We start from the raw sequence: 23,079 nt of genomic DNA on the forward strand, positions 1-23,079 counted from the left end.
CGATAACTGATTCATGGTTGAAAAAATTTACATGGTTGACCGGGCTACCCCGGAGGTAACTTCAATAAAGTAATAAGGTGCTTTGTGTGGTGGGAACAAAGACTTTCGCCAGAAATGGCGACTGGTGGTGGTAAATTCTAAATAGTCTACTAAAACTGTAGACAAATATACAACGCGATTTTAAAACCGCAAATAATTTCAGAAAAAAATATAGCCATGGCCGTTTGATATTCGTTAAATTGAGCCCGTTATTTCCGTGGAAATAGCTACTAAAACGTTACAACAATGGAATGGAAAGACCTTCAGCCACAGGCACTGTGGTCCTATTTCGCCGCACTGAACGCGATCCCAAGGGCTTCTAAAAAAGAGGCGGCAGCTATTGAATTTGTGATCAAATTCGGAGAGCAGCTGGGCCTGCCTGCTACGCGGGATAAAGCGGGCAACGTCGTGATTAAAAAACCTGCTACCCCTGGTATGGAAGGCAGGAAAACGGTGGTGCTGCAATCCCACCTGGATATGGTGCATCAGAAAAACAACGATACCAATTTCGACTTTGATACGCAAGGCATTGATATGTATATCGATGGCGACTGGGTAAAAGCCCGGGGGACGACGCTTGGCGCAGACAATGGCATCGGCGTGGCGGCGATTATGGCTATACTGGCTGATAAAAGTTTGCAACATGGCCCGTTGGAGGCGCTGTTTACCATTGATGAGGAGACCGGGATGACGGGCGCCATACAGCTGGACCCATCCATGATCAGCGGCAGCATCCTGCTGAACCTGGATACAGAGGAAGAACATGCCTTTACGATAGGTTGCGCGGGCGGGCTGGACACCAATACCCGCGGGGAATACCAGCAGGTGCCTGCCGGCGATGGCTTCCTCTCTTACATCATCGAACTGAAAGGATTACTGGGCGGGCACTCCGGTATGGATATCCACAAAGGCAGAGGCAACGCCAACAAGCTCATGAACCGGCTGCTGTATAAAGCGCAGCCCCTGTTTGATATACAACTGGTAAGCATAAACGGGGGAAGTTTGCGTAATGCCATCCCGAGGGAAAGCACTGCACAGGTACTGATCTCCAAAGCGGAAGAAGCGGATTTCCTGGAGTTTATCAGCAGCTTCACCGCTACGCTGAAAGAAGAATACAGCGCTATCGAAAAAGACTTAACCATCGAGTTGAAAAAGGCGACTAATCCTGGCCTCATGATGGAGCCGGCATATTTTGAAAAACTGACCCGTGCCCTGTATGCCATGCCAAACGGGGTTTACAGGATGAGCCCTGAAATCAGCGGGCTGGTAGAAGCTTCTACCAACCTGGCGCGCGTGCTCGTCAAAGACGGCGTTTTCACCACACAATCCCTGCAACGCAGCAGCGTGGATAGTACCAAAGAGGATGTGGCTTACGCGGTAAGGGCAGGCCTGGAAAATATCGGTTGCGAGATTAACCAGGAAGGCGGCTACCCCGGCTGGAAGCCTAACCCGAATTCTGAAATCCTCGGGATTATGACTAAGCTGTTTGAGGCGCAGTATGGCAAAACGCCGGAAGTGGGGGCAGTACATGCAGGCCTGGAATGCGGCATACTCGGCTCCCACCTGCCTGGTATGGATATGATTTCATTTGGTCCAACTATTTTGGATGCGCATTCGCCTAAGGAAAGAGTGCAGATATCATCTGTGGAAAGGTTTTATCAGTTGCTGACGAATACGCTGAAAGCGATATAGTTTAATCTCATTATAAACGGGAGGGAGTAACAGTGCGTGTTGCTCCCTTTTTTTTCACATGTCATTGAAACAAAAAGGCCGGAATAATCCGGCCCTTGTTTCTTATGGGATCAATCAACTTATTGTGATTTGAGACTGTGTACAGGATTGAGCAATGCCGCGCGGATCGCCTGGTAACTCACCGTACATACGGTGATCAGCACCGCCAGCAATAATGCCGAGGCAAATAACAACGGACTGGGTTGCGTATGATAAGTGTATTTGCTCAGCCAGGAATTCAGCCCCAGCCACGCTACCGGTATGGCAATCGCCCCGCCGATCAACACCAGTATGACAAACTGTGTACTCAGCAGCAGCCAGAGATTTGAAACAGAGGCCCCCATTACCTTGCGGATGGCAATCTCTTTGGTGCGGGTAGCAGCGGTTAAAGCCGCCAGGCCCAATAACCCGAGGCAGGAAACGAAAACGGCCAGTACGGCGAAGATCCCTGCCAGCTTGCCCGTCAGCGTTTCCATCCTGAACTTCTGCTGGTAATCCACATCTGCAAAGGTGTAGTTATACAAGTACATTGGATTGTATTGTTGAAAAATACGCCCGGTTATTTTCAGCGCATCCGCCGTAGGCATTGTTGGCGACAGGCGATAGATCACCGTGCCGTTCTTTTCGCTGTGATGAAAAATTGTAGGCTCGCAGGGGGTGAACGGCGATACCATGAGCGCATCTTTTACCACACCCACTATCTCTGCCCGCTTATCGCCGCCCCAGGTAATGATTTGGCCTATGGGAGATGTAAGCCCCATCTGCTTTACAGCGGCTTCGTTCACAATCACCGCATTTGAATCAGCAGCGATAGTGCTGTGGAAGTCCCTACCCTCTTTGATTTGCATGCCGGTGGTAGCAAAGTAATCTTCCAGTACCGATACCCTTGCCACGTTCAGGTAATTGCCGGATGCAGCGGTTTTACCCTGCCAATCGTTTATAACGCTGTGCGACCATACTGCTGTAGTTGGGCTGGTAGCGGCGGTGACAGCCGTCACGGCGCCGGATGCCAGGAGGTCGTTTTTCAGCGCCCTGAAATTGCGGTTCAGTTCGAGCGTCATGTCTGTGGCTACGAGCCCGGAAATATTATAACCGGTAGGCCGGGATTTTCCGTATTGTATCTGCTGATAAATAGTGGCTGTAGCGATAATCAAAGCTATGGAAGCGGCAAACTGAATAATCACCATCGTCTTCATCACTCCACTGCCCTTGTGGCCTGGCTCTTTTAATCCTTTCAGCACAATAACCGGGCGATGGGAGGATAGTACAAATGCGGGACGGCTGCCGGCCAGCAAAGTGACCAGTACAATAAACGCCAGCAGTACTGCCCATGCGGCAGGCTTGTCGTACGGCAGTTGCAGGTTGCTGCCGGCAAGCGCATTGAAAGATGGCAATGCGAAGGCTAATATCAGCAGGCTGCATACCGTAGCCATGAGCGTGAGTAAAAAAGATTGGGTGAGGAATTGTATGATCAGCTCGGCCTTACCCGAGCCAATCGCTTTACGCACGCCTACTTCTTTGGCGCGTTTATCTGATTGCGCAACGGAGAGGTTTACAAAATTGATGCAGGCAATGATCAGGATCAATATGCCTATGCTCATGAACATGCGTACATAACTGATAAACCCGCCGGCGGGCTTACCATTTTCAACTTTGTCATATAGCCGCCACAGTGATGCCGGATGTAGCATCGCGGTTAAATGGTTATCGCCCAGGCCTTTCTGAATCAGTTGCGACGCCTGTTTTGCAACCTGGTCAGGATTTACGCCGGGCGCCAGCTTCACAAAACAGGTAAAGGAATTGTTGCCAAAATCGGTACGTGCTTTCTGCATCCATTCATTGACGGGAAGCAGTGCTTTAAATGGGAAAACAAAGTCAAACGGCACGCTGGCATTCGGAGGAACATCCGCTATTACGCCTGTTACCCGGAGGTTGAGCTGGTTGTCTACCTTTACAATTTTATTAAGCGGATCTGTATCTCCAAATAATGCTTTGGCCGTAGATCTGGTCAGCACTATACTGTTAGGGTCCTGTAACAAATCCCTGCCGCCTTTCAGCACGGGAATACGGAAAATATCGAGGAAGTCCTCGCCTGCGCCGCCGCCGGTAAATTCGTACTTCTTATCCCCCACCACGAAGGTGCGTTTGGAGAAAATGTCCGTAATGGCTGCCTTTTCCACACCGGTTATCTCCTGGCGCATTCCTTCCGTTAAGGGAATAGATACCCAGGGCATGGTTTCCATCTGCCCGTCATTATTGATATAATTGGTTTTAAGCTGATACACCTGCCTGTAATCCGGCAGGAATTTATTGTAGGAATACTGGTCATAAGCCCACAAACCTATGAGCAGCGTTACAGCCATGCCTATAGCTAACCCTGATACATTCAGCAGTGTATAGCCCGGATTGGACTTACAATTGCGCCAGGCGGATTTCAGGTAGTTGCGGATCATACATGAGAAATTTGAATTGGGTCAACTAATAGAATGCCACGCGACAAATTACTGATAATCAATTCTAAACAATCCTGAAACTGTTCGATTCCGAACACAAAAATATAAAACCGAACACCTATAAATTACCTCATCCCCTGCAAAAAATTGAATAAAAAATTTCAATGAAATAAGTTATTTTGGTAATGACCTAGTGCACGTGGCTTGTTGCCCAAACTTCCCGGTTTAAATGTATGTAGCCTTGTGATCTGCTTTTTCAACCAAATACATATATATGTCGTTATCCAGATTCCTATTTTTAGTACTGATCCTATTTGCATTGGGATGCTCAAAAAGTGCGCTACCTCCGCAGCAACAGCAGTCGGATATTATCCAGGCCGCACGTAATTATTTTGAACAGCAACTTGTATCTGCCAACGCCGGCAGCAACGCCAGGATAGAAGGCAGCTTTGATCATGGCGGGCCACAATGGGAAGCCGCAACCGTCCGACGGTTAAGCAGGGGAACGGTTGTCCAGATACCGCTTGCAATTGAAGGCGCCCAGGGCGTCACCTTTGATGATCATATCCTTCCCATTCGATTCAAAGATTATCTATTAATCTTTAAAGACAAGGACAGTGTTTACCAAAATATTGTCATGCGTACTATTCCTACCGGATCAAACGCCACTGGTTTCTCGGGCTTCCTGTTCATGCAGGATTGGGCAGGCAACAACCAAAAGCGGCTAGCCATGGATTCCGGCAAGGTGATTAATCCCACAGCCCGAAGGGCCGGCAACAATAGCTTAAACACGGCGGCAACAATGAGTTGTGTCACGATTAACTATTATTACCAGGTAAATGGTGGCCCCTGGCAGTTTAATTTTTCCAACACTTATTGTTATATAGCCAGTGGTGGTGATAGTGGTGGCAATAGCCCGGGGGACTGGCAGGAGTTACCTCCTGATGAAGGCAGTGGCGGTGGTGGCGGTGGTACAGGCGGAGGAGGAGGTACTACTCCGGGCAACACTACCCTGCCTCCGGTGATGCTGACAGATATAAGAAACTCCATCAATAACCCATGTATCTCGGCGACCCTGGGCCAGATGAGTATGAACAAACTTACCAGCTCCATTGCAGAATTATTAAGAACTTGTTTTCAATTTGACAAGACGGTTACTGCGATTTTCCGTGATACCCCTTTATCCTACTCCCAAGATGGCTTTACCCAAGGGTCAAAATCAGGAAATTATATGACATTTGATATAACGATTAATTCGAATCTTGGCAATGGATCCAGGGAATACATTGCTGCTACTATTATGCATGAGATATTGCATGCTTATTACAGGCTGGAGTATAATAAAAGCAATGATCCATGGGACCATGGACAAATGGCAGGAACGGATTTTTTTGATAAAATGAAGACAGCCCTGATAGAAATGTATCCCAATTTGTCACCGACGGATGCAGAAGCGCTAGTATGGAGCGGATTGCAATCAACCAGTCAATATCTGTCCTTACCACAAAGTGACCGAAATAGGATTGAATTCACTTACACCAACTTTAAGGTTGGAGTTTCCGGCACAAAATGTAAATAGTGCTTTTGGTGATCTATTTAAAAACATTATTCCATGAAAAGCGTCTTAATCCTGCTCCTGCTGGTAACAACCTGTTGTTGCTACGCGCAGGAAGGTATTACTTACCCGAGGTATATAGATTATTTCAGCGCTGCGCCCACTGCTCCATTCCCAATCACCGAGGATGGGAAAACTAGCATCTATGCGATCAAACTGGAATATGATAATGGCCGGCTGGTAGAGCCAATAGTGTTTTCAAAAAACAGCACCAGGCTGTTTATGGACTTCATAAAAAGGCACCTTCCTGACCTGGATACTTTTCCATGGTACAAATTTATTCCAGCCGTAAAAGGACTTCCACACTATAAAGTCTGGTGGCTGCATAGTTATACCCCGGATGACTACCATAGCAGATTATATCCTTTTTCATCGGATGAATATGACCAAAGCCTGCGGGATGCTTTTCAACTCATGGAAGGGGAAATGGAACCTACTTTCATTGCTCCCCCCTATTCACTCCGGATCTATCTTGGCCATAGAATACCGCCGCCTGCACAGCCGGCATTGGATACCGGCCAATACCCACCATCTCAGCAGAAAATAAAAAAGCCGCAGATATAATCTGCGGCTTTTAACCTTGTGTTGCCCGACCTGGATTCGAACCAAGACAGTCAGAACCAAAATCTGATGTACTACCCTTATACTATCGGGCAAGGCCCCCTTTGTTTGGGATGGCAAAAGTATAACTTTTTTTGAATCTGCAAAAAAAATTTTAGAAACCCGCTTTTTCCGTGATCTGGTTGGGTTTGATCCATTCCATGCAGGCATGATCGCCCCGGAAACAAGGCTTATTGCCGAACACGGAACAAGGCCGGCATGGGAGGTCATTTATCTGTACGGCATCGCTTTCCGACTGCCCATAGCCCATGAAGCCGGCAAACGGATGGGTGGCGCCCCAGACGGATACCACTGGCACGCCGAATAAAGAAGCCAGGTGCATATTGGCGGAGTCCATGCTGATCATACGGTCCAGCTGACTGATCACCGTCAGCTCGTCCTTCAGGGAAAACCTGCCGGCCAGCGAAACGGTATTGGGATATTTGCCCGCCAGTTCCTGTAATAGCGCGGCTTCATTTTTCCCACCGCCGAAGAGCAGTATTTTATGGTTGGGGCGGGAAGATAAGGCCGCAATCACCTCTTCCATTTTCTCCAGCGGGTACATCTTTTCCCGGTAAGTGGCGAAAGGAGCTATTCCTATCCATTTTTCGAGACCTTTGGCGCCCACTACCGCCCTGGCGGCTTCCGTCAGCTCCCTGGGGCTAAAAACGGGCTTTGTGCCCATTTCCAGTTGGATGCCCAGTTGCCGGAATACTGTTGCGTAGCGTTCAATGGTGGAGGTCAGGGGTTGCAGCACCTTATTTTCCTGGCGGGTAAGGGCCTTTTTTTCAGCCCGGCCTTTATCGATGGTACGCACCCGTACCCCCGTCAGCCGGAAAAAGGTACTCACGATTTTAGACCGCAGCACGTTGTGCAGGTCCGCTACCGCGGCAATATTGAACTGGCGCCGCAGCTCCCGGAATAACCGGTACAGGCCGGGAATCCCTTTATGGACGCCCTTAAAGTCCGCCGGATAAAAAGTCAGGCGGGGAATCCCCTCCGTGAGCGCACCCCAGTTTTTATTGGACACAAAAACGATCTGCAGGTCAGGATGGCTGTCCAACGCCTGTTTCATGACGGGAATGGTCATGGCCATATCGCCCAACGCGGAAAAGCGGAAGACGAGCAGTGTACGTCCGGTTGCTGCAGCTGCCAAAGTATTCGGATTTGAATGAGTGAATGCGGTTATTGCGCGCCTTTATACAGCACGGGATTCAGCGCAGGATCGTTGTACATCTTCATCTGTTTGTAGACTTTCATGTACTTCCTGCCTGCTGCGATATCTGTGAGCAGTTCTTCAATGGCGGTACCCAGGTCGCGGCGCTGCTCCAGCAGGATGTCCAGCTTGCGCTGGCAGGCTTCCCTGTGCTCCGGGGTAGCATCCTCACGGGTAGCCTCTTCCTGCATGTGATAGATCTTCAGCGCCAGGATGGAGAGGCGGTCGATTGCCCAGGCCGGGCTCTCGGTGTTGATTGCCGCGTCCGCAGCCGGCGTTACAGATTTGTATTTTTCGAGGAAATAGCTGTCGATATATTCCACTACATCCGTGCGTTCCTGGTTCGACTTATCAATCCAGCGCTTGATGCCCAGCGCTTCCACCGGGTCGATATTCGGGTCGCGGATGATGTCTTCCAGGTGCCATTGCACGGTGTCGATCCAGTTTTTCAAATAAAGCAGGTGCTCAATGCTGCTTTTGTCATATGGATTGCTGATGGCGCGATGCACATCGTTATACTGGTGGTAATCCAGTATGCTCTGGTTAAAAATCTGATTGCACAGTTGAGTAAACATCTGTCAAAATTAGAAAGAATTTCCATATCTCGCAAAGCGGGTTATTTCCCGGGGATTTTAGGGAAAATAAAAAAGCGCACGGTTGAAACCATACGCTTATTGTAAAAGATTGTCATGTGAATGTTCGAGAATGCAAATCGTGTAGGCATCAATGGTTATCTTGTGGATGTTTAATCCCGCAAGGTCATTACCTCATAATTTGTTACTCCCGCCAACGTACTGCTAAAACAATAGCATAGCCCGTCAGCGCTTGTATAAATATTTTTGAACTGTAATTTTTTTAAAAGAAGTACACATTACTCTATGGCAAAAATTTTTGAGGGTTTCAAAAAACAATCCAGTCACATTGATCAGTCACATTTCAATTACTGCCTTCGCAGCGGGAACAATCAATAGGCTTAAGTGGTTCTTTGATGCCGGACTATCAAACTCATTTCCTCATTGTGATGTCCTAAAGGGCCGATTTAATTTCAGGGTTTCAAATCATTTACTACTAATCGGGGAAACTGCCGCCTCATTATCTCTCTGCCTCTTGATGCAAATTAAAGTGGGCCACTGCAATATTATGTGCAGTGGCCCATTTTTTTCATACAACGTTTGTGTTAAAATTTTAGCGGTTTATCCTGCTGTCTGCCTGCGTTGCCGGCTCATAGCTAGATAATATAACGGTACGCCGAGCAGGATGATACCCAGGCCTGGCAAGGTATAGCGGGCTTCGAAGCGAAGCAGCAGCAATGCTAACCCCAACGCTACCACGATGTAGATGGCAGGTAACACGGGATACCCAAATGCTTTATAGGGCCGTTCCAGCTCCGGACGCTTCTTCCGCAGGATAAATATGCCCAGGATAGTGAGGATGTAAAAGAGTAATACGCCAAAGATGACCAGCGCCAGCAAGTCGTTATAACGCCCGGTCAAACACAGGAACGATGCCCAGAAGCACTGTATCCACAGGCCTTTCGCCGGTACGCTGTGGGCATTCAGCTCTCCCGCTCCTTTGAAAAAGAGCTTGTCCTGCGCCATGGTGTAGTAGATACGGGCGCCGGACAAAATCAGTCCGTTGTTACAGCCGAAGGTGGAAATCATGATCATCACTGCGATCACCATGCTGCCGGTGCTGCCAAAAATCTGCTCGGCCGCTGCTACGCCTACGCGGTCGTTGGCTGCGAACGCGATGTCCTTAATCGGTAAAACCGCGAGGTACATGAGGTTGGCGCTCACGTAAATGATGGTTACGATCAGGGTGCCGAGGAAGAGGGAGCGACCGATATTTTTCTGCGGGTTCTTGATTTCCGCTGCAATGAAAGTAACGTTGTTCCAGGCATCGCTGGAAAACAGGGAGCCTTTCATGGAGATAGCGATGGCGCCCATCAGGGCAATCCCGCTGAGGGCGGCCGTTACCATATTACCGTCCGTCAGGCTGAGGGAATTGGCTGCCCAGGCGTTTTCCCAGTTGGCGTTCCATATTTCTGCTTTGGCGCCCAGCAGGAAGCCGAAAATAATCAGGCCGAATAAGGACAGCAGCTTGGCCAGTGTAAATACCGTTTGTATGGCCTTGCCGTGTTTTACGCCGCGTGTATTGATGTACGTTAGGATCACGATGGAGATGATCGCCACGATCTGCGCTGCGGAGATATTGAACAGGGACGATTCGAACAGCAGGTTCTTTTCGCTGAAGCCCGGCACGAGGTAGGCGGTAAATTTTGCAAACGCTACTGCCACCGCGGCGATGGTACCTGTTTGAATGACGCCGAACTGCGTCCATCCGAAGAGGAAGGCGATGAAGGGATTGTAGGCTTCCCGGAGGTACACGTACTGGCCGCCTGCTTTGGGATACATGCCGGACAGCTCGCCGTAACTCAATGCGGCGATGAGGGTGACCACGCCTGCCAGTACCCACATGGCGGTGATCCAGCCGGCGCCGCCCACATTGCGTGCAATTTCCGCGGTAACAAGAAATATCCCGGAGCCGATCATGGAACCGGCTACTACCATAGTGGCATCGAGTAAACCCAGCGTGGGCTTGAATGATTTAGTTTGGTTGATTTCCATAAGTTAAAGTAGAAGTACAAAAAAAATCCTGGCTCAATGAACCAGGACTATAAGGTAGTAATTTTCTACAAGATTGTGCATGCAGGATGCTTATTTTGCCGGAGTAGCGCTCTGCTCATTCATGCCTTTGATCACATCGGCAGTAATATCGTAGTTGGAATCTTTCCAGAGGATATTACTTACGCCTTTGCGGTAAGAGAAGATGTAAGCAAAACGTTTGTCCTTGTTGTAGGCTTCCAGGAAGTTGTCCAGGCGGGTCTGCAGCTCATCGTTGAACTTAGCTTCCTGCTCGGAGTACGTAGCGCGCATTTGTGCCGCTTCCTGCTCCAGTTGTTGCTTTTTGGCCAGGATACTGCGTTGTGCGTTTTCGCCCTGCTCCTGGGTCAGCGTCTGCGCTCTGCGCTGCAGATCTTCAAACTCATTCTGCAGACTGCGCGCTTTGGCTTGCAGGGTATTATCCATAGACTGTTGTTTCTTCTCCAGCTCTGCTCTCTTTTCTTTAAAGTACTCAAAACGCGCTTCCAGAGAATCTAAGTCAACATACGCAATTTTGAAGCTGGCAGCAGCTGTAGCAGCAGTATTAGTGGTTGATGCAGCCGGTGCATTGTTCGCAGTTTTGTTGTTCTGGCACGCCATGAACAAGCCTGCTGTCAGTGTGGCCAATAATCCTTTTGTTACGATTTGATTACGAGTGCGCATGTTTAAGGGTAGATTTTCTACAGTGTTGTAATTAGAACGGCTAAAATAAAGCTTTTGCCGGATTTTCAAATATTGTTTTGGATTTTTAGCTATGTTTTAACTTAACCGGCGGCGGTTTGCCCTCCCATAGCAGGATTCAGCCGCTTTGGCGCCAATATAGGCATTTTAGTTATGCTGGATCGCAAATACTTTAAAATTCAGGGAATCCAGCGCATTGCCGGTAGCTACAAAGGTGTACACCTTGCCGCTCTGCAGATTCATGGGGAAGGTTCCCAACTGTTTGGTGGAATCCACCCAGTTGACGTTCAGCTTATAGGAGCTGTCGCCCCGGATGGTTTTGAAAGTTGAAAAGGCGGTGAACTGCATCGCCCTGAAGCCGTAGATGTAGCGACTGCTATCCACCCGGAAGTCCATTGCCAATGCGGTTTTGTTGTTCCTGAGGGTTTTATAGGTATCGCTCATATCTACCACCCTGTATCTCGCCTGTTGCGCCGGAACGGCGGAGAGGTCGTCCTCGGCCAGTGTCAGCCTTAACCCGCCCGGTATAGCGTTGGTGGTATCTATACCAAGGTAGGTAGAAATATATTTTCCATTACGAAGATTGACCTGGCCAAAGTTAATAAGTACATTGGGTGCTGCCGTATTATACAAATACAAGTTATAGGCCTGCGCCTTAAAAGAACGGTAGGCAGTCGCCTGCCCGAAAGGCACACCGGAAGAGATGCGTACTGAATCTATCAGCACCCCGAAGGTGGTATTAGGCACCCCGTTGAAGAACATAAAGTTGGAGGATGTCTGCGGGATAGCGCTGTCGCTGTCTTTCTTACACGCTGCCATCAGGGCCATCGCCGCTAACGCCATTACTAAAAACTTTTTCATCAGATCCGGATCAATTTAGGAACTCAAAAATAACTTTTAATTGGTATCAAACAATTATTCGCGGCACGGGGCCGGTTACGGGCAAATATTACGCCGGGCCTGACGGCGCAGGGGCCGCATTGGCATGGCCCCGTGGCGATGGAACAATGCGGCGGCCGTGATTTCCGCGGACGGGACACTGCGCAGTGCGGCCATATTTTTTCCCCCAACCAAAAAAAATTATTGTTTATTAAACCGCCAGCAGTACCGCCACATAGTGGCAGATGGCGGCCGACAGCACCAGGAAATGCCATACGGCGTGGGTGAATTTGTATTTATCCCAAATGTAGAAGAAGACGCCGGCCGAATATAAAATGCCGCCTGCAAACAGCATGACGATCACCGGCATGGGCATATTTTCGAAAAACCGCTTCCCTCCTATGACCATGATCCAGCCCATGGCCAGGTAGATGATGGTGGATAAAATATCGAAGCGGCCGGTGAACCAGATTTTGAAGAATACGCCTACCAGCGTCAGGCCCCAGAGGATGCAGAGCAGCGTGATGCCGAAGCTGTTGAGCATATACACCAGCAAGAACGGCGTGTAGGTGCCCGCGATCAGGAAGTAGATACTGATGTGATCCAGTACGAGGAAAATTTTTTTTACATATGGTTCCAGGCTGAGGTGGTACACCGTGGAATTGGTAAAGAGGAGAATGAAGCAAAAGCTGTAAATGCCCGCCCCTACTATGCCGGGCGTGTTGCCATGAATAGCGGCGATGGCCGTCAGTACGGGCAATGCGCTCACTCCAAAAATAACTCCTGCCGCGTGTATCAACCCGTTCACAATTTCCTGCTGACGGGTATAGGTTTGCTGAACAATGATTCCCATATCGCATGATTTGGGAATAAAACTACGGCATATTTGTACGCGCAATTATCGATTAAATAGATACGCTTATACAGGCTATAAAGCAAGAAAGCCGCCCCTTTACAGGAGCGGCTTTGCTTAATATCAGCATGCTTACGCACTATTCTTCTTCATCAAACTGGAATACTTCTTTGGAAGATGCCAGGATGTCGTATTCTTCCTTGGAACCTACGATCATGTTTTCGAATTCACGTAAACCTGTACCGGCAGGGATCAGGTGACCGGTGATAACGTTCTCTTTCAAGCCCATCATATCATCGATCTTACCGTTGATAGCTGCCTGAGACAGTACCTTGGTAGTTTCCTGGAAGGACGCTGCGGAAATCCAGCTGCGCGTACCCAGGGAAGCTTTGGTGATACCCTGTAACAGCGGACTGGAAGTAGCTGGCTGCGCATCGCGGAATTCAACCAGTTTCTTGTCTGCACGACGCAGCAGGGAGTTTTCTTCACGCACCTGGCGGAGGGTCACGATCTGACCAGCTTTCAGGGTAGTGGAGTCACCGGCGTCTGTTACCACCTTCTTATCGAAGATGAGGTCGTTTTCTTCGAAGAAGTCGAACCTGTCTTCGGTATCGCCTTCCAGGAAGCGGGTATCTCCCGGATCTTCAATGTTTACTTTACGCATCATCTGGCGCACGATCACTTCGATGTGTTTATCGTTGATCTTCACACCCTGTAAGCGGTACACTTCCTGAATTTCGTTCACCAGGTATTCCTGTACTGCAAACGGACCTTTAATGGCCAGGATGTCAGCAGGGGTGGTAGAACCGTCGGACAGGGAAGTACCGGCTTTCACGAAGTCGCCGTCCTGCACCAGGATGTGGCGGGTCAATGGCACCAGGTATTTCTTGATCTGACCTTCGCGGCTCTCGATGATGATCTCACGGTTACCACGTTTGATGTTACCGAAAGCTACCACACCGTCGATTTCAGAAACGATGGCAGGGTTGCTTGGGTTACGTGCCTCGAACAGCTCGGTTACACGTGGCAGACCACCCGTGATATCGCGCAGTTTGCCGAGTACACGTGGGATCTTCACGATTACCTGACCTGATTTCACGCTGTCTCCCTCATCGATTACGATGTGAGAACCAACCGGCAGGTTGTATGATTTCACTTCTTTGTTGCCTTCTACAACAATGGAAGGAATTTTGTTTTTGTCTTTGGTTTCGATAACCACTTTCTCGCGGTGACCGGTCTGTTCGTCGGCTTCTTCACGGAAGGTGATACCTTCCAGGATGTTGTCGAAACGGATGTTACCATTGATTTCAGACACGATAACGGCGTTGAATGGATCCCAGGTACAGATCTGATCTCCTTTGGAGATTTTCTGACCGTCTTTCACCAGGAGGGTAGAACCGTAAGGGATGTTGTTGGTGATCAGGAGGCGATCATTTTTAACATCCATGATACGGAGCTCACCGGTACGGCCGATAACCACCTGTACTTTGTCGCCTTCGGCGTTTTCGTAGGTAGTGGTACGGAGACCGTCGAACTGAACGGTACCTTCGAATTTAGCGGTCAGGCCGGATTCAACGGAAGTAGAACCAGCCACACCACCCACGTGGAAGGTACGCAGTGTCAGCTGTGTACCAGGCTCACCGATGGACTGTGCAGCGATGATACCCACGGCATCACCTTTCTGCGCGGTATAACCGGTTGCCAGGTTTTTACCGTAACATTTCACACACACGCCACGACGGCTTTCGCAAGTCAGTACGGAGCGGATTTCCACGGTTTCGATAGCGCTGTCTTCAATGCGTTTAGCGATATCTTCTGTGATTTCCTCACCGCCGGCTACGATCAGCTCATCGGTATGCGGATCGAATACATCGTGGAGGGAAGTACGTCCCAGGATACGGTCGTACAGTGGTTCTACCACTTCCTCGTTGTCTTTCAGCGCTGAAGTAGCGATACCACGCAGGGTTCCGCAGTCTTCTTCGTTGATAACAACGTCCTGAGCAACGTCCACCAGACGACGGGTCAGGTAACCCGCATCCGCTGTTTTCAGCGCCGTATCCGCAAGACCTTTACGGGCACCGTGCGTAGAAATGAAGTATTCCAATACGTTCAGACCGTCTTTAAAGTTGGACAATACCGGGTTTTCGATGATCTCGGAACCGGTAGAGCCAGACTTACGAGGTTTAGCCATCAGACCCCTGATACCGGCCAGCTGTTTGATCTGCTGTTTGGAACCACGCGCACCGGAATCCAGCATCATATAAACAGAGTTGAAACCTTGTTTATCGGTAGCCAGCTCGCGGATGAGCGTTTCGGTTACTTTGGTATCCACGCGGGACCAGATGTCGATGATCTGGTTGTAACGTTCGTTGTTGGTGATCAGACCCATGTTGTAGTTGTCCCAAACTTCGTCTACCTCGCTTGCAGCGCTGTCGATCATTTCCTGCTTAACGTCAGGGATGATCAGGTCGTTGATGTTAAAGGACAGACCACCACGGAATGCCGTACGGAAACCTAACTGTTTGATATCATCCAGGAACTTCGCAGTGGTTGGGATGTTCGTGTATTTGATGATATCACCGATGATTTCACGCAGGGATTTTTTGGTGAGCAGGGCGTTTACGTAACCTGCGGCTTTTGGTACAAACTGGTTGAACATCACGCGACCAACGGTGGTTTCGATCAGTTTTCTTTCCAGTTCGCCTTTAGCGTTGCGTACATCGGCTTTAACGCGGATGTGTGCGTGCAGGTCTACCTGGCCCTCGTTATATGCGATAATAACTTCTTCAGCAGAGTAGAAAGCTTTTCCTTCTCCTTTTACGATGTCATCGCCCATGGTTTTCTTACCCTTGGTGATGTAGTACAGACCGAGTACCATGTCCTGTGAAGGCAGGGTGATCGGCGTACCGTTCTGCGGGTTGAGGATGTTGTGGGAAGACAGCATCAGGAGTTGAGCTTCCAGGATTGCGGCGTTGCTCAAAGGCACGTGTACCGCCATCTGGTCACCATCGAAGTCGGCGTTGAACGCGGAACACACGAGCGGGTGCAGCTGGATAGCTTTACCTTCCACGAGTTTAGGCTGGAAGGCCTGAATAGAAAGACGGTGCAGTGTTGGGGCACGGTTGAGCATCACCGGGTGACCTTTCAGTACATTCTCCAGGATATCCCAAACTACCGCTTCTTTACGATCCACCAGCTTTTTAGCTGATTTCACGGTTTTAACGATACCTCTTTCGATCAGTTTACGGATAATAAATGGTTTGAACAGCTCTGCCGCCATATCTTTTGGCAGACCGCACTCGTGCAGTTTCAGTTCAGGGCCCACCACGATTACGGAACGACCGGAGTAGTCCACACGTTTACCGAGGAGGTTCTGACGGAAACGGCCTTGTTTACCTTTCAGTACGTCGGAGAGTGATTTCAGGGCGCGACCGCCTTCCGCTTTCACCGCGTTGGATTTGCGGGAGTTGTCGAACAGGGAGTCTACCGCTTCCTGCAGCATACGTTTTTCGTTACGCAGGATCACTTCAGGCGCCTTGATTTCGATCAGGCGTTTCAGACGGTTGTTACGGATAATTACCCTGCGGTAGAGGTCATTCAGGTCGGAAGACGCGAAACGGCCACCATCCAGCGGAACCAGCGGACGCAGTTCAGGCGGAACGACAGGGATATATTGCATTACCATCCATTCAGGACGGTTTTCCACGCGGCTGTTAGCTTCACGGAAGGCTTCCACCACGCTCAGGCGTTTCAGGGCCTCCGCTTTACGTTGCTGGGAGGTTTCGGTGGCTGCCTGGTTACGCAGCTGGTAGGAGAGGCTGTCCAGGTCGATACGGGCCAGCATCATTTCTACCGCTTCCGCACCCATTTTAGCAATGAACTTGTTAGGATCTTCATCCGGTAACAGTTGATTGTCTTTAGGCAGGGTATCCAGGATATCCAGGTATTCTTCTTCAGTGAGCAGGTCACCGTAGTTCATACCTTTTTCCTGTTTGGCGCCGGCCTGGATTACTACATAACGTTCGTAGTAGATGATCGTCTCCAGTTTTTTGGAGGACATACCCAGGAGGTAGCCGATTTTATTTGGGAGAGATTTGAAGTACCAGATGTGTACAACGGGAACGACAAGACGAATATGTCCCATTCTTTCGCGACGCACTTTTTTCTCAGTTACTTCCACACCACAACGGTCGCAAACGATACCCTTATAACGGATACGTTTATATTTTCCGCAATAGCATTCGTAATCCTTTACAGGACCAAAAATCCTTTCGCAGAACAAACCATCACGTTCCGGCTTGTAAGTACGGTAGTTGATGGTTTCAGGTTTCAGCACTTCACCGTATGAACGCTCCAGAATCACATCAGGAGAAGCCAGACTAATGGTAATGCTGTTAAAATTTGATTTAGGACGATTTTCTTTCTTGATAGCCATCTGTTATTAGCTTTTAGCTGTTAGCCGCTGCTGTTCAGGGTCAGCGACAAAAAATTTATTCCTGCGAAATATCAAAGCTATCAGCCATCCGCACTTGCTGCGAATGGCTGGTAGCTAAAAGCTCTTAGTCAAATTTCAGATCCAGACCCAGACCGCGTAACTCGTGGATCAATACGTTGAAGGACTCAGGCACGCCGGCTTTCGGAATGTTGTCGCCTTTCACAATTGATTCATAAGCTTTCGCACGACCTACGATATCATCTGATTTAATAGTAAGCAGTTCCTGCAGGATATTGGCAGCACCATATGCTTCCAGTGCCCATACCTCCATCTCACCAAAACGCTGACCACCAAACTGTGCCTTACCACCCAGCGGTTGCTGTGTAATGAGGGAGTATGGTCCGATAGAACGCGCGTGCATTTTATCGTCCACCATGTGGCTCAGTTTCAGCATGTAGATCACGCCTACGGTAGCTTTCTGGTGGAAGCGGTCTCCGGTTTCACCATCGTAGAGATAAGTGTGACCGAAGCTTGGCAGACCGGCTTCGTTGATATAGGATGCAATTTCTTCAGTGGTAGCACCATCAAAGATTGGAGTAGCGAAGCGTACGCCCAGTTTCAGACCTGCCCAACCCAATACGGTTTCGTAGATCTGTCCGAGGTTCATACGGGAAGGTACCCCGAGTGGGTTCAGTACGATATCCAGTGGTGTACCATCTTCCAGGAACGGCATGTCTTCATCACGCACGATCTTGGCAACGATACCCTTGTTACCGTGACGTCCCGCCATTTTATCACCTACTTTCAACTTACGTTTGCTGGCCAGGTACACCTTCGCCAGTTTGAGTACGCCGGCAGGGAGCTCGTCACCGATGGAGATGTTGAATTTCTCGCGTTTGTAACGGCCCAGCTCTTCGTTGTACTTGATATTGTAGTTGTGCAGCAGGGTGTTGATCTGGTCGTTGGTTACCTCGTCGGTAGTCCAACCCAGCGGATTTACGTTTTGGAAATCGATGTTTACCAGGTTTTTAGGAGAGAATTTAGATCCTTTGGAGATCAGAACTTCGCCGTAAGTATTGGTAACGCCCTGAGAGGTTTTGTCTTTCAACAGTACCTGCAGTTTGCTCATCAGTACTTCCAGCAGATCTTCCTCGTTTTTCTGGTGTACTTTTTCCAGTTTCTCCAGGGCCGCTTTTTCACGGGTTTTGGAGTTTTTATCTTTCTTGGCGCGGCTGAACAGTTTTTTATCGATCACCACACCTTCAGTGGATGGAGGTGCTTTCAGGGAAGCGTCTTTCGCATCGGAGGCCTTATCACCGAAGATAGCGCGGAGCAGTTTTTCTTCAGGAGAAGGATCAGATTCGCCACGAGGCGTGATTTTACCGATCAGGATATCGCCTTCTTTAATGTGAGCGCCCACACGGATGATACCGTTCTGGTCGAGGTCTTTGGTAGCCTCTTCACTTACGTTAGGGATATCCGGGGTCAGTTCTTCCTCACCCAGTTTAGTATCGCGAACTTCGAGTTCATATTCATCGATGTGGATGGAGGTAAAGAGGTCTTCACGTGCAACACGTTCAGAGATTACGATCGCATCCTCAAAGTTGTAACCTTTCCAAGGCATGAACGCCACTTTCATGTTGCGTCCGAGTGCCAGTTCACCGCCGCGGGTAGCGTAACCTTCGGTTAAGAAGTCGCCTGGTTCCACGCGCTGACCTTTCTTCACACAAGGTTTCAGGTTGATACAGGTAGACTGGTTGGTTTTAACGAATTTGGTCAGGTTGTACACAACGAGATCATCTTCGAAGCTCACCAGTTTCTGCATTTCATCGCGTTCGTAGCGAACGTGGATTTCTCTTGCATCCACAAATTCCACCACGCCTTTACCTTCAGCCGTCACCTGCAGGCGGGAGTCGCGTGCAGCTTTCGCTTCCAGGCCGGTACCTACGATAGGCACTTCCGGGTTGATCAGCGGAACGGCCTGGCGTTGCATGTTTGATCCCATCAGCGCACGGTTGGCGTCATCATGTTCCAGGAACGGAATCAGTGATGCAGACAGACCTACGATCTGGTTAGGCGCAACGTCCATGAATTCCACTTCCTCTTTATCGAGGATTGGGAAGTCGCCGGTTTCGCGGGATTTTACTTTATCGTTGATGAAGTTTCCTTTATCATCGAGCGGGGCGTTTGCCTGCGCGATTTTCACGGAATCTTCTTCTTCAGCGCTGAGGAATTCCACTTTGCTCATATCCACTTTACCGTTGGTTACTTTACGGTAAGGCGTTTCGATGAAGCCCATTTCGTTCACTTTAGCGTGTACGCAAAGGGTGGAGATCAGACCGATGTTTGGACCTTCCGGGGTTTCGATGGTACACAGACGGCCGTAGTGGCTATAGTGTACGTCACGCACCTCGAAGCCTGCTCTTTCGCGGCTCAGACCACCAGGTCCGAGAGCGGAGATACGACGTTTGTGCGTGATCTCGGAGAGCGGGTTGGTTTGATCCAGGAACTGTGACAGCTGGGAGGTACCGAAGAAGGAGTTGATAACGGAAGACAGGGTCCTCGCGTTGATCAGGTCTACCGGGGTAAACACCTCGTTGTCACGCACGTTCATTCTTTCGCGGATGGTACGTGCCATACGCGCCAGACCAACGCCAAACTGAGCATATAACTGCTCGCCCACGGTACGTACACGACGGTTGGACAGGTGATCGATATCGTCGATCTCTGCTTTACTGTTGGTGAGTTGTACCAGGTATTTGATGATGGCGATGATATCTTCCTTCGTGAGGACTTTCATATCCAGCGGCGTAGGAAGACCGAGTTTTCTGTTGATTTTGTAACGACCAACATCTCCGAGATCGTAACGTTTATCGGAGAAGAATAATTTATCGATGATACCCCTTGCTGTTTCATCATCCGGCGCATCGGCACCGCGCAGCTGGCGGTAGATGTGCTGAACGGCTTCCAGTTCGGAGTTAGATGTATCCTTATTTAATGTATTGTAGATGATGGAGAAGTCGCCGCTTACCTCTTCTTTTTGAACGAATACGGATTTCAGGCCCATATCCACGATGGTTTCGATGTTTTCTTCATCGAGGATGCTATCGCGTTCGAGCATGATTTCGTTACGTTCGATACTCACTACTTCACCGGTATCTTCATCCACAAAGTCTTCCACCCAGCTTCTCAGCACGCGTGCAGCCAGTTTTTTCCCTGCGTATTTTTCGAGAGATTTTTTATCTGCCTTCACTTCATCCGCCATGCCAAACAGCTGGAGGATGTCCTTATCTGTTTCATAGCCAATGGCACGTAACAGGGTGGTAACCGGGAATTTCTTCTTACGGTCAATGTAAGCGTACATCACGTTGTTGATGTCCGTTGCAAACTCCATCCACGCGCCCTTGAACGGAATTACCCTAGCAGAGTAAATCTTGGTTCCGTTCGGATGTATGGATTGACCAAAGAAAACACCAGGAGAGCGGTGCAGCTGTGATACAACTACGCGCTCAGCACCATTGATAACGAAAGTACCTCTTGGGGTCATGTAGGGGATGTTACCCAGGAACACATCCTGCACAATAGTCTGGAAATCCACATGCTCCTCGTCGTTACAGCTGAGGCGGAGTTTCGCCTTCAGTGGAACGGAATAGGTAAGCCCACGCTCAATACATTCCTCGATGGTATAACGCGGAGGATCAACGAAGTAGTCCAGGAACTCCAGATTGAAGATATTACGCGTATCCGTAATCGGGAAGTTCTCTTTAAATACTTTAAAAAGGCCTTCGTTATTTCGCTTGTCTGGTGTGGTTTCTAATTGGAAGAAATCCTTGAAAGATTGGATTTGGATAGCCAACAGATCCGGTGTCTCAGTAACTTGTTTGATCTTTCCAAAATTTACTCTTTCGTTTGTTTGGGCTTTTTTTAGAGACATATTCGAAGTTAGCAGTTATATGACTTGTAAGAATTAGGGAAATTAAGGTTTCTTTGCCAATATCCCATCGTATTAAAATTTGCCTCTTGCACATTGTCAAATTCACTCATGTGATTCCCTATTTTGACTCTCTGAAAAAGACACTTTCCCAAAGGGAATAAGGCCAAAAGTGCTGTGCGCACTTTTGACCTTTAAAAGATGTATATCTTAAGCAAAGAATTACTGAATTTCAACTTCAGCACCAGCTTCAGTCAGCTTAGCTTTCAGATCTTCTGCTTCAGCTTTGCTAACGCCTTCTTTTACTGATTTAGGAGCGCCGTCAACCAGTTCTTTCGCTTCTTTCAGACCGAGACCAGTCAGATCTTTTACAACCTTAACTACGTTCAGTTTGCTAGCGCCTGCAGATTTCAGGATAACGTTGAAAGCAGTTTTCTCTTCTACAGCTGCACCACCTTCGCCACCGCCAGATACTACTACAGCAGCAGCTGCTGGTTCGATACCATATTCAGTTTTCAGTACATCTGCGAGTTCCTGAACTTCCTTAACAGTTAAACCTACTAATTGTTCGGCTAATGCTTTTACGTCTGCCATTTTATAAAAATTTAGATATTTTTTTTGTAATTGTTGTTAATTATATATTATGACTTGGAAGCCAATGTGTTGTGGGGAGATATTTCTCCCAAAGATTACTCTGCTGCTGGTGCTTCGCCACCTTCGTTTTTGCCTTTCTCGAGGAGAGCAGCAATAACGCGTTTTGCAGGAGACTGGAGGAGTCCGATAACTTCGCCAATGAGTTCGTTCTTGGTTTTGATCTCGGTCAGCGCTTTCAGCTGGTTGTCGCCGATGAAGATTTCGTCAGCAACGAAAGCAGCTTTCAGTACTGGTTTTTCCAGTTTGTTGTTAGCTTTACGGAAAGAAGAGATGATTACAGCTGGTTCTTTTGGAGAATCAGAGAACATCAGGGCAGTTACGCCGTGCAGAGAATCGTAGATACCTGCGTATTTTTCAGCATCCAGGGATTCCAGCGCCTTCTTAATCAGGGTGTTTTTAGCAACCTTCATTTCCACGTTCTTGTCGAAGCACACTCTTCTCAGGTCGTTCACCTGTGCAACAGTCAGTGATTCGGTGTTAGTAACGTAGAAGTTGCTGTATTGAGAGAACTTGCCTTTCAGCAGTTCGATCACTTCATTTTTTTGATCTTTATTCATATTATTACGTTTGCAGCTAGCCTATACCCTCGCGAACAAAGGCTACACACTCGTGATCAATTAGTTTTGAACAGATTTAGTGTCGATAGCGATACCAGGGCTCATAGTAGCAGCCATGGACAGACCTTTCAGGTAAGTACCTTTAGCGGTAGCTGGTTTCAGCTTGATGATAGCATTGATCAGTTCCAGTGTGTTCTGCTCAATTTTCTCAACACCGAAGGATACACGACCGATAGAAGCGTGGATGATACCAGCTTTATCAACCTTGAAGGAAATTTTACCGCCTTTAACATCGTTTACAGCTGCTGCCACGTCGTTAGTAACAGTACCGGTTTTAGGGTTAGGCATCAGGTTACGGGGACCTAAGATTTTACCCAGTTTACCGATTTTAGGCATCACAGCAGGTGTAGCTACGATAACGTCAACATCAGTCCAACCGCCTTCAATCTTAGTGATGAATTCGTCCAGACCTACGTAATCTGCGCCAGCTTCTTTTGCAGCCGCTTCTTTATCAGGGGTGCAAAGTACCAACACTCTTTTGGTTTTACCAGTACCGTGAGGAAGCGTTACGGAACCACGGATAGCCTGGTCAGCTTTCTTAGGATCAACGCCTAAGCGGATATGAACATCGACAGAAGAGTCGAATTTAGTGCAATTAATTTCTTTTACCAAGCTGGAAGCTTCTTTCAGGGTGTACTGTTTGTTTTTGTCCACCTTTGCTTCAGCTACTTTTCTTTTTTTAGTCGCCATTTGTCAAAATGATTTTAAGTCC

The 23,079-nt window shown here is 48.6% G+C and carries 15 protein-coding genes and 1 tRNA gene; 3 read left to right on the forward strand and 13 right to left on the reverse strand.

The window, feature by feature from the left end:
- Positions 1-285 precede the first annotated feature (285 nt).
- Entirely contained in the window at positions 286-1,731 is a 1,446-nt protein-coding gene (locus tag BOC67_RS09315; RefSeq protein WP_291909735.1) for an aminoacyl-histidine dipeptidase, read from the forward strand.
- 119 nt (positions 1,732-1,850) lie between these two features.
- Here BOC67_RS09315 and BOC67_RS09320 read toward each other — a convergent pair whose 3' ends face one another.
- Entirely contained in the window at positions 1,851-4,223 is a 2,373-nt protein-coding gene (locus BOC67_RS09320) for an ABC transporter permease (protein WP_291909737.1), read from the reverse strand.
- Between the two features lie 274 nt (positions 4,224-4,497).
- Here BOC67_RS09320 and BOC67_RS09325 point away from each other — a divergent pair, with 274 nt between their 5' ends.
- Positions 4,498-5,802: a hypothetical protein gene (locus BOC67_RS09325; protein WP_291909738.1), complete on the forward strand. Its 1,305-nt coding sequence runs from the start codon at positions 4,498-4,500 to the stop codon at positions 5,800-5,802.
- A gap of 33 nt (positions 5,803-5,835) precedes the next feature.
- Positions 5,836-6,402, forward strand: coding sequence for a hypothetical protein (locus BOC67_RS09330; RefSeq protein WP_291909740.1), 567 nt, complete (start codon positions 5,836-5,838; stop codon positions 6,400-6,402).
- Positions 6,403-6,423: 21 nt separating this feature from the next.
- On the opposite strand, the gene BOC67_RS09335 is transcribed toward BOC67_RS09330, so the two are convergent.
- From BOC67_RS09335 to rplA, 12 genes are all read right to left on the reverse strand, one after another.
- Positions 6,424-6,494: transfer RNA gene (locus BOC67_RS09335), tRNA-Gln, on the reverse strand.
- A gap of 59 nt (positions 6,495-6,553) precedes the next feature.
- Positions 6,554-7,594, reverse strand: coding sequence for a glycosyltransferase family 9 protein (locus BOC67_RS09340; protein WP_291909741.1), 1,041 nt, complete (start codon positions 7,592-7,594; stop codon positions 6,554-6,556).
- 29 nt (positions 7,595-7,623) lie between these two features.
- The gene (locus BOC67_RS09345; protein WP_291909742.1) at positions 7,624-8,229 is read right to left on the reverse strand and encodes a DUF4254 domain-containing protein; all 606 of its coding nucleotides are present in this window, start codon (positions 8,227-8,229) and stop codon (positions 7,624-7,626) included.
- A 618-nt stretch (positions 8,230-8,847) separates the two neighbouring features.
- Positions 8,848-10,281: an APC family permease gene (locus BOC67_RS09350; RefSeq protein ID WP_291909743.1), complete on the reverse strand. Its 1,434-nt coding sequence runs from the start codon at positions 10,279-10,281 to the stop codon at positions 8,848-8,850.
- 90 nt (positions 10,282-10,371) lie between these two features.
- Positions 10,372-10,980, reverse strand: a complete 609-nt coding sequence (locus BOC67_RS09355; protein WP_291909744.1) for an OmpH family outer membrane protein — start codon at positions 10,978-10,980, stop codon at positions 10,372-10,374.
- A gap of 165 nt (positions 10,981-11,145) precedes the next feature.
- Positions 11,146-11,859, reverse strand: a complete 714-nt coding sequence (locus BOC67_RS09360; protein ID WP_291909746.1) for a DUF4397 domain-containing protein — start codon at positions 11,857-11,859, stop codon at positions 11,146-11,148.
- Between the two features lie 229 nt (positions 11,860-12,088).
- Entirely contained in the window at positions 12,089-12,730 is a 642-nt protein-coding gene (locus BOC67_RS09365; protein WP_291909747.1) for a hemolysin III family protein, read from the reverse strand.
- Positions 12,731-12,869: 139 nt separating this feature from the next.
- On the reverse strand, positions 12,870-17,165 hold the full coding sequence (gene rpoC, locus BOC67_RS09370) for a DNA-directed RNA polymerase subunit beta' (RefSeq protein WP_291909748.1): 4,296 nt from the start codon (positions 17,163-17,165) through the stop codon (positions 12,870-12,872).
- Positions 17,166-17,289: 124 nt separating this feature from the next.
- Complete coding sequence (rpoB, locus tag BOC67_RS09375) at positions 17,290-21,099, reverse strand: DNA-directed RNA polymerase subunit beta (RefSeq protein WP_291909750.1); 3,810 nt, start codon at positions 21,097-21,099, stop codon at positions 17,290-17,292.
- A gap of 219 nt (positions 21,100-21,318) precedes the next feature.
- Positions 21,319-21,690: a 50S ribosomal protein L7/L12 gene (gene rplL / locus BOC67_RS09380; RefSeq protein WP_291909752.1), complete on the reverse strand. Its 372-nt coding sequence runs from the start codon at positions 21,688-21,690 to the stop codon at positions 21,319-21,321.
- Between the two features lie 95 nt (positions 21,691-21,785).
- Positions 21,786-22,307 carry a 50S ribosomal protein L10 gene (gene rplJ / locus BOC67_RS09385; protein WP_291909754.1) on the reverse strand — a complete coding sequence of 174 codons (522 nt, stop codon included), beginning with the start codon at positions 22,305-22,307 and terminating at the stop codon, positions 21,786-21,788.
- A gap of 60 nt (positions 22,308-22,367) precedes the next feature.
- Positions 22,368-23,057, reverse strand: a complete 690-nt coding sequence (gene rplA / locus BOC67_RS09390) for a 50S ribosomal protein L1 (RefSeq protein WP_291909756.1) — start codon at positions 23,055-23,057, stop codon at positions 22,368-22,370.
- Between the last annotated feature and the right edge of the window lie 22 nt (positions 23,058-23,079).

The organism is Chitinophaga sp. CB10, assembly GCA_001870995.2.
In the GTDB taxonomy this organism is placed as follows: Bacteria; Bacteroidota; Bacteroidia; order Chitinophagales; family Chitinophagaceae; genus Chitinophaga.

Bases quoted from the DNA above. Each gene is read 5' to 3' on its own strand.
- BOC67_RS09315 (WP_291909735.1), top strand. From the start codon at position 286: ATGGAATGGAAAGACCTTCAGCCACAGGCACTGTGGTCCTATTTCGCC.
- BOC67_RS09320 (WP_291909737.1), bottom strand. From the start codon at position 4,223: ATGATCCGCAACTACCTGAAATCCGCCTGGCGCAATTGTAAGTCCAAT.
- BOC67_RS09325 (WP_291909738.1), top strand. From the start codon at position 4,498: ATGTCGTTATCCAGATTCCTATTTTTAGTACTGATCCTATTTGCATTG.
- BOC67_RS09330 (WP_291909740.1), top strand. From the start codon at position 5,836: ATGAAAAGCGTCTTAATCCTGCTCCTGCTGGTAACAACCTGTTGTTGC.
- BOC67_RS09345 (WP_291909742.1), bottom strand. From the start codon at position 8,229: ATGTTTACTCAACTGTGCAATCAGATTTTTAACCAGAGCATACTGGAT.
- BOC67_RS09350 (WP_291909743.1), bottom strand. From the start codon at position 10,281: ATGGAAATCAACCAAACTAAATCATTCAAGCCCACGCTGGGTTTACTC.
- BOC67_RS09355 (WP_291909744.1), bottom strand. From the start codon at position 10,980: ATGCGCACTCGTAATCAAATCGTAACAAAAGGATTATTGGCCACACTG.
- BOC67_RS09360 (WP_291909746.1), bottom strand. From the start codon at position 11,859: ATGAAAAAGTTTTTAGTAATGGCGTTAGCGGCGATGGCCCTGATGGCA.
- BOC67_RS09365 (WP_291909747.1), bottom strand. From the start codon at position 12,730: ATGGGAATCATTGTTCAGCAAACCTATACCCGTCAGCAGGAAATTGTG.
- rpoC (WP_291909748.1), bottom strand. From the start codon at position 17,165: ATGGCTATCAAGAAAGAAAATCGTCCTAAATCAAATTTTAACAGCATT.
- rpoB (WP_291909750.1), bottom strand. From the start codon at position 21,099: ATGTCTCTAAAAAAAGCCCAAACAAACGAAAGAGTAAATTTTGGAAAG.
- rplL (WP_291909752.1), bottom strand. From the start codon at position 21,690: ATGGCAGACGTAAAAGCATTAGCCGAACAATTAGTAGGTTTAACTGTT.
- rplJ (WP_291909754.1), bottom strand. From the start codon at position 22,307: ATGAATAAAGATCAAAAAAATGAAGTGATCGAACTGCTGAAAGGCAAG.
- rplA (WP_291909756.1), bottom strand. From the start codon at position 23,057: ATGGCGACTAAAAAAAGAAAAGTAGCTGAAGCAAAGGTGGACAAAAAC.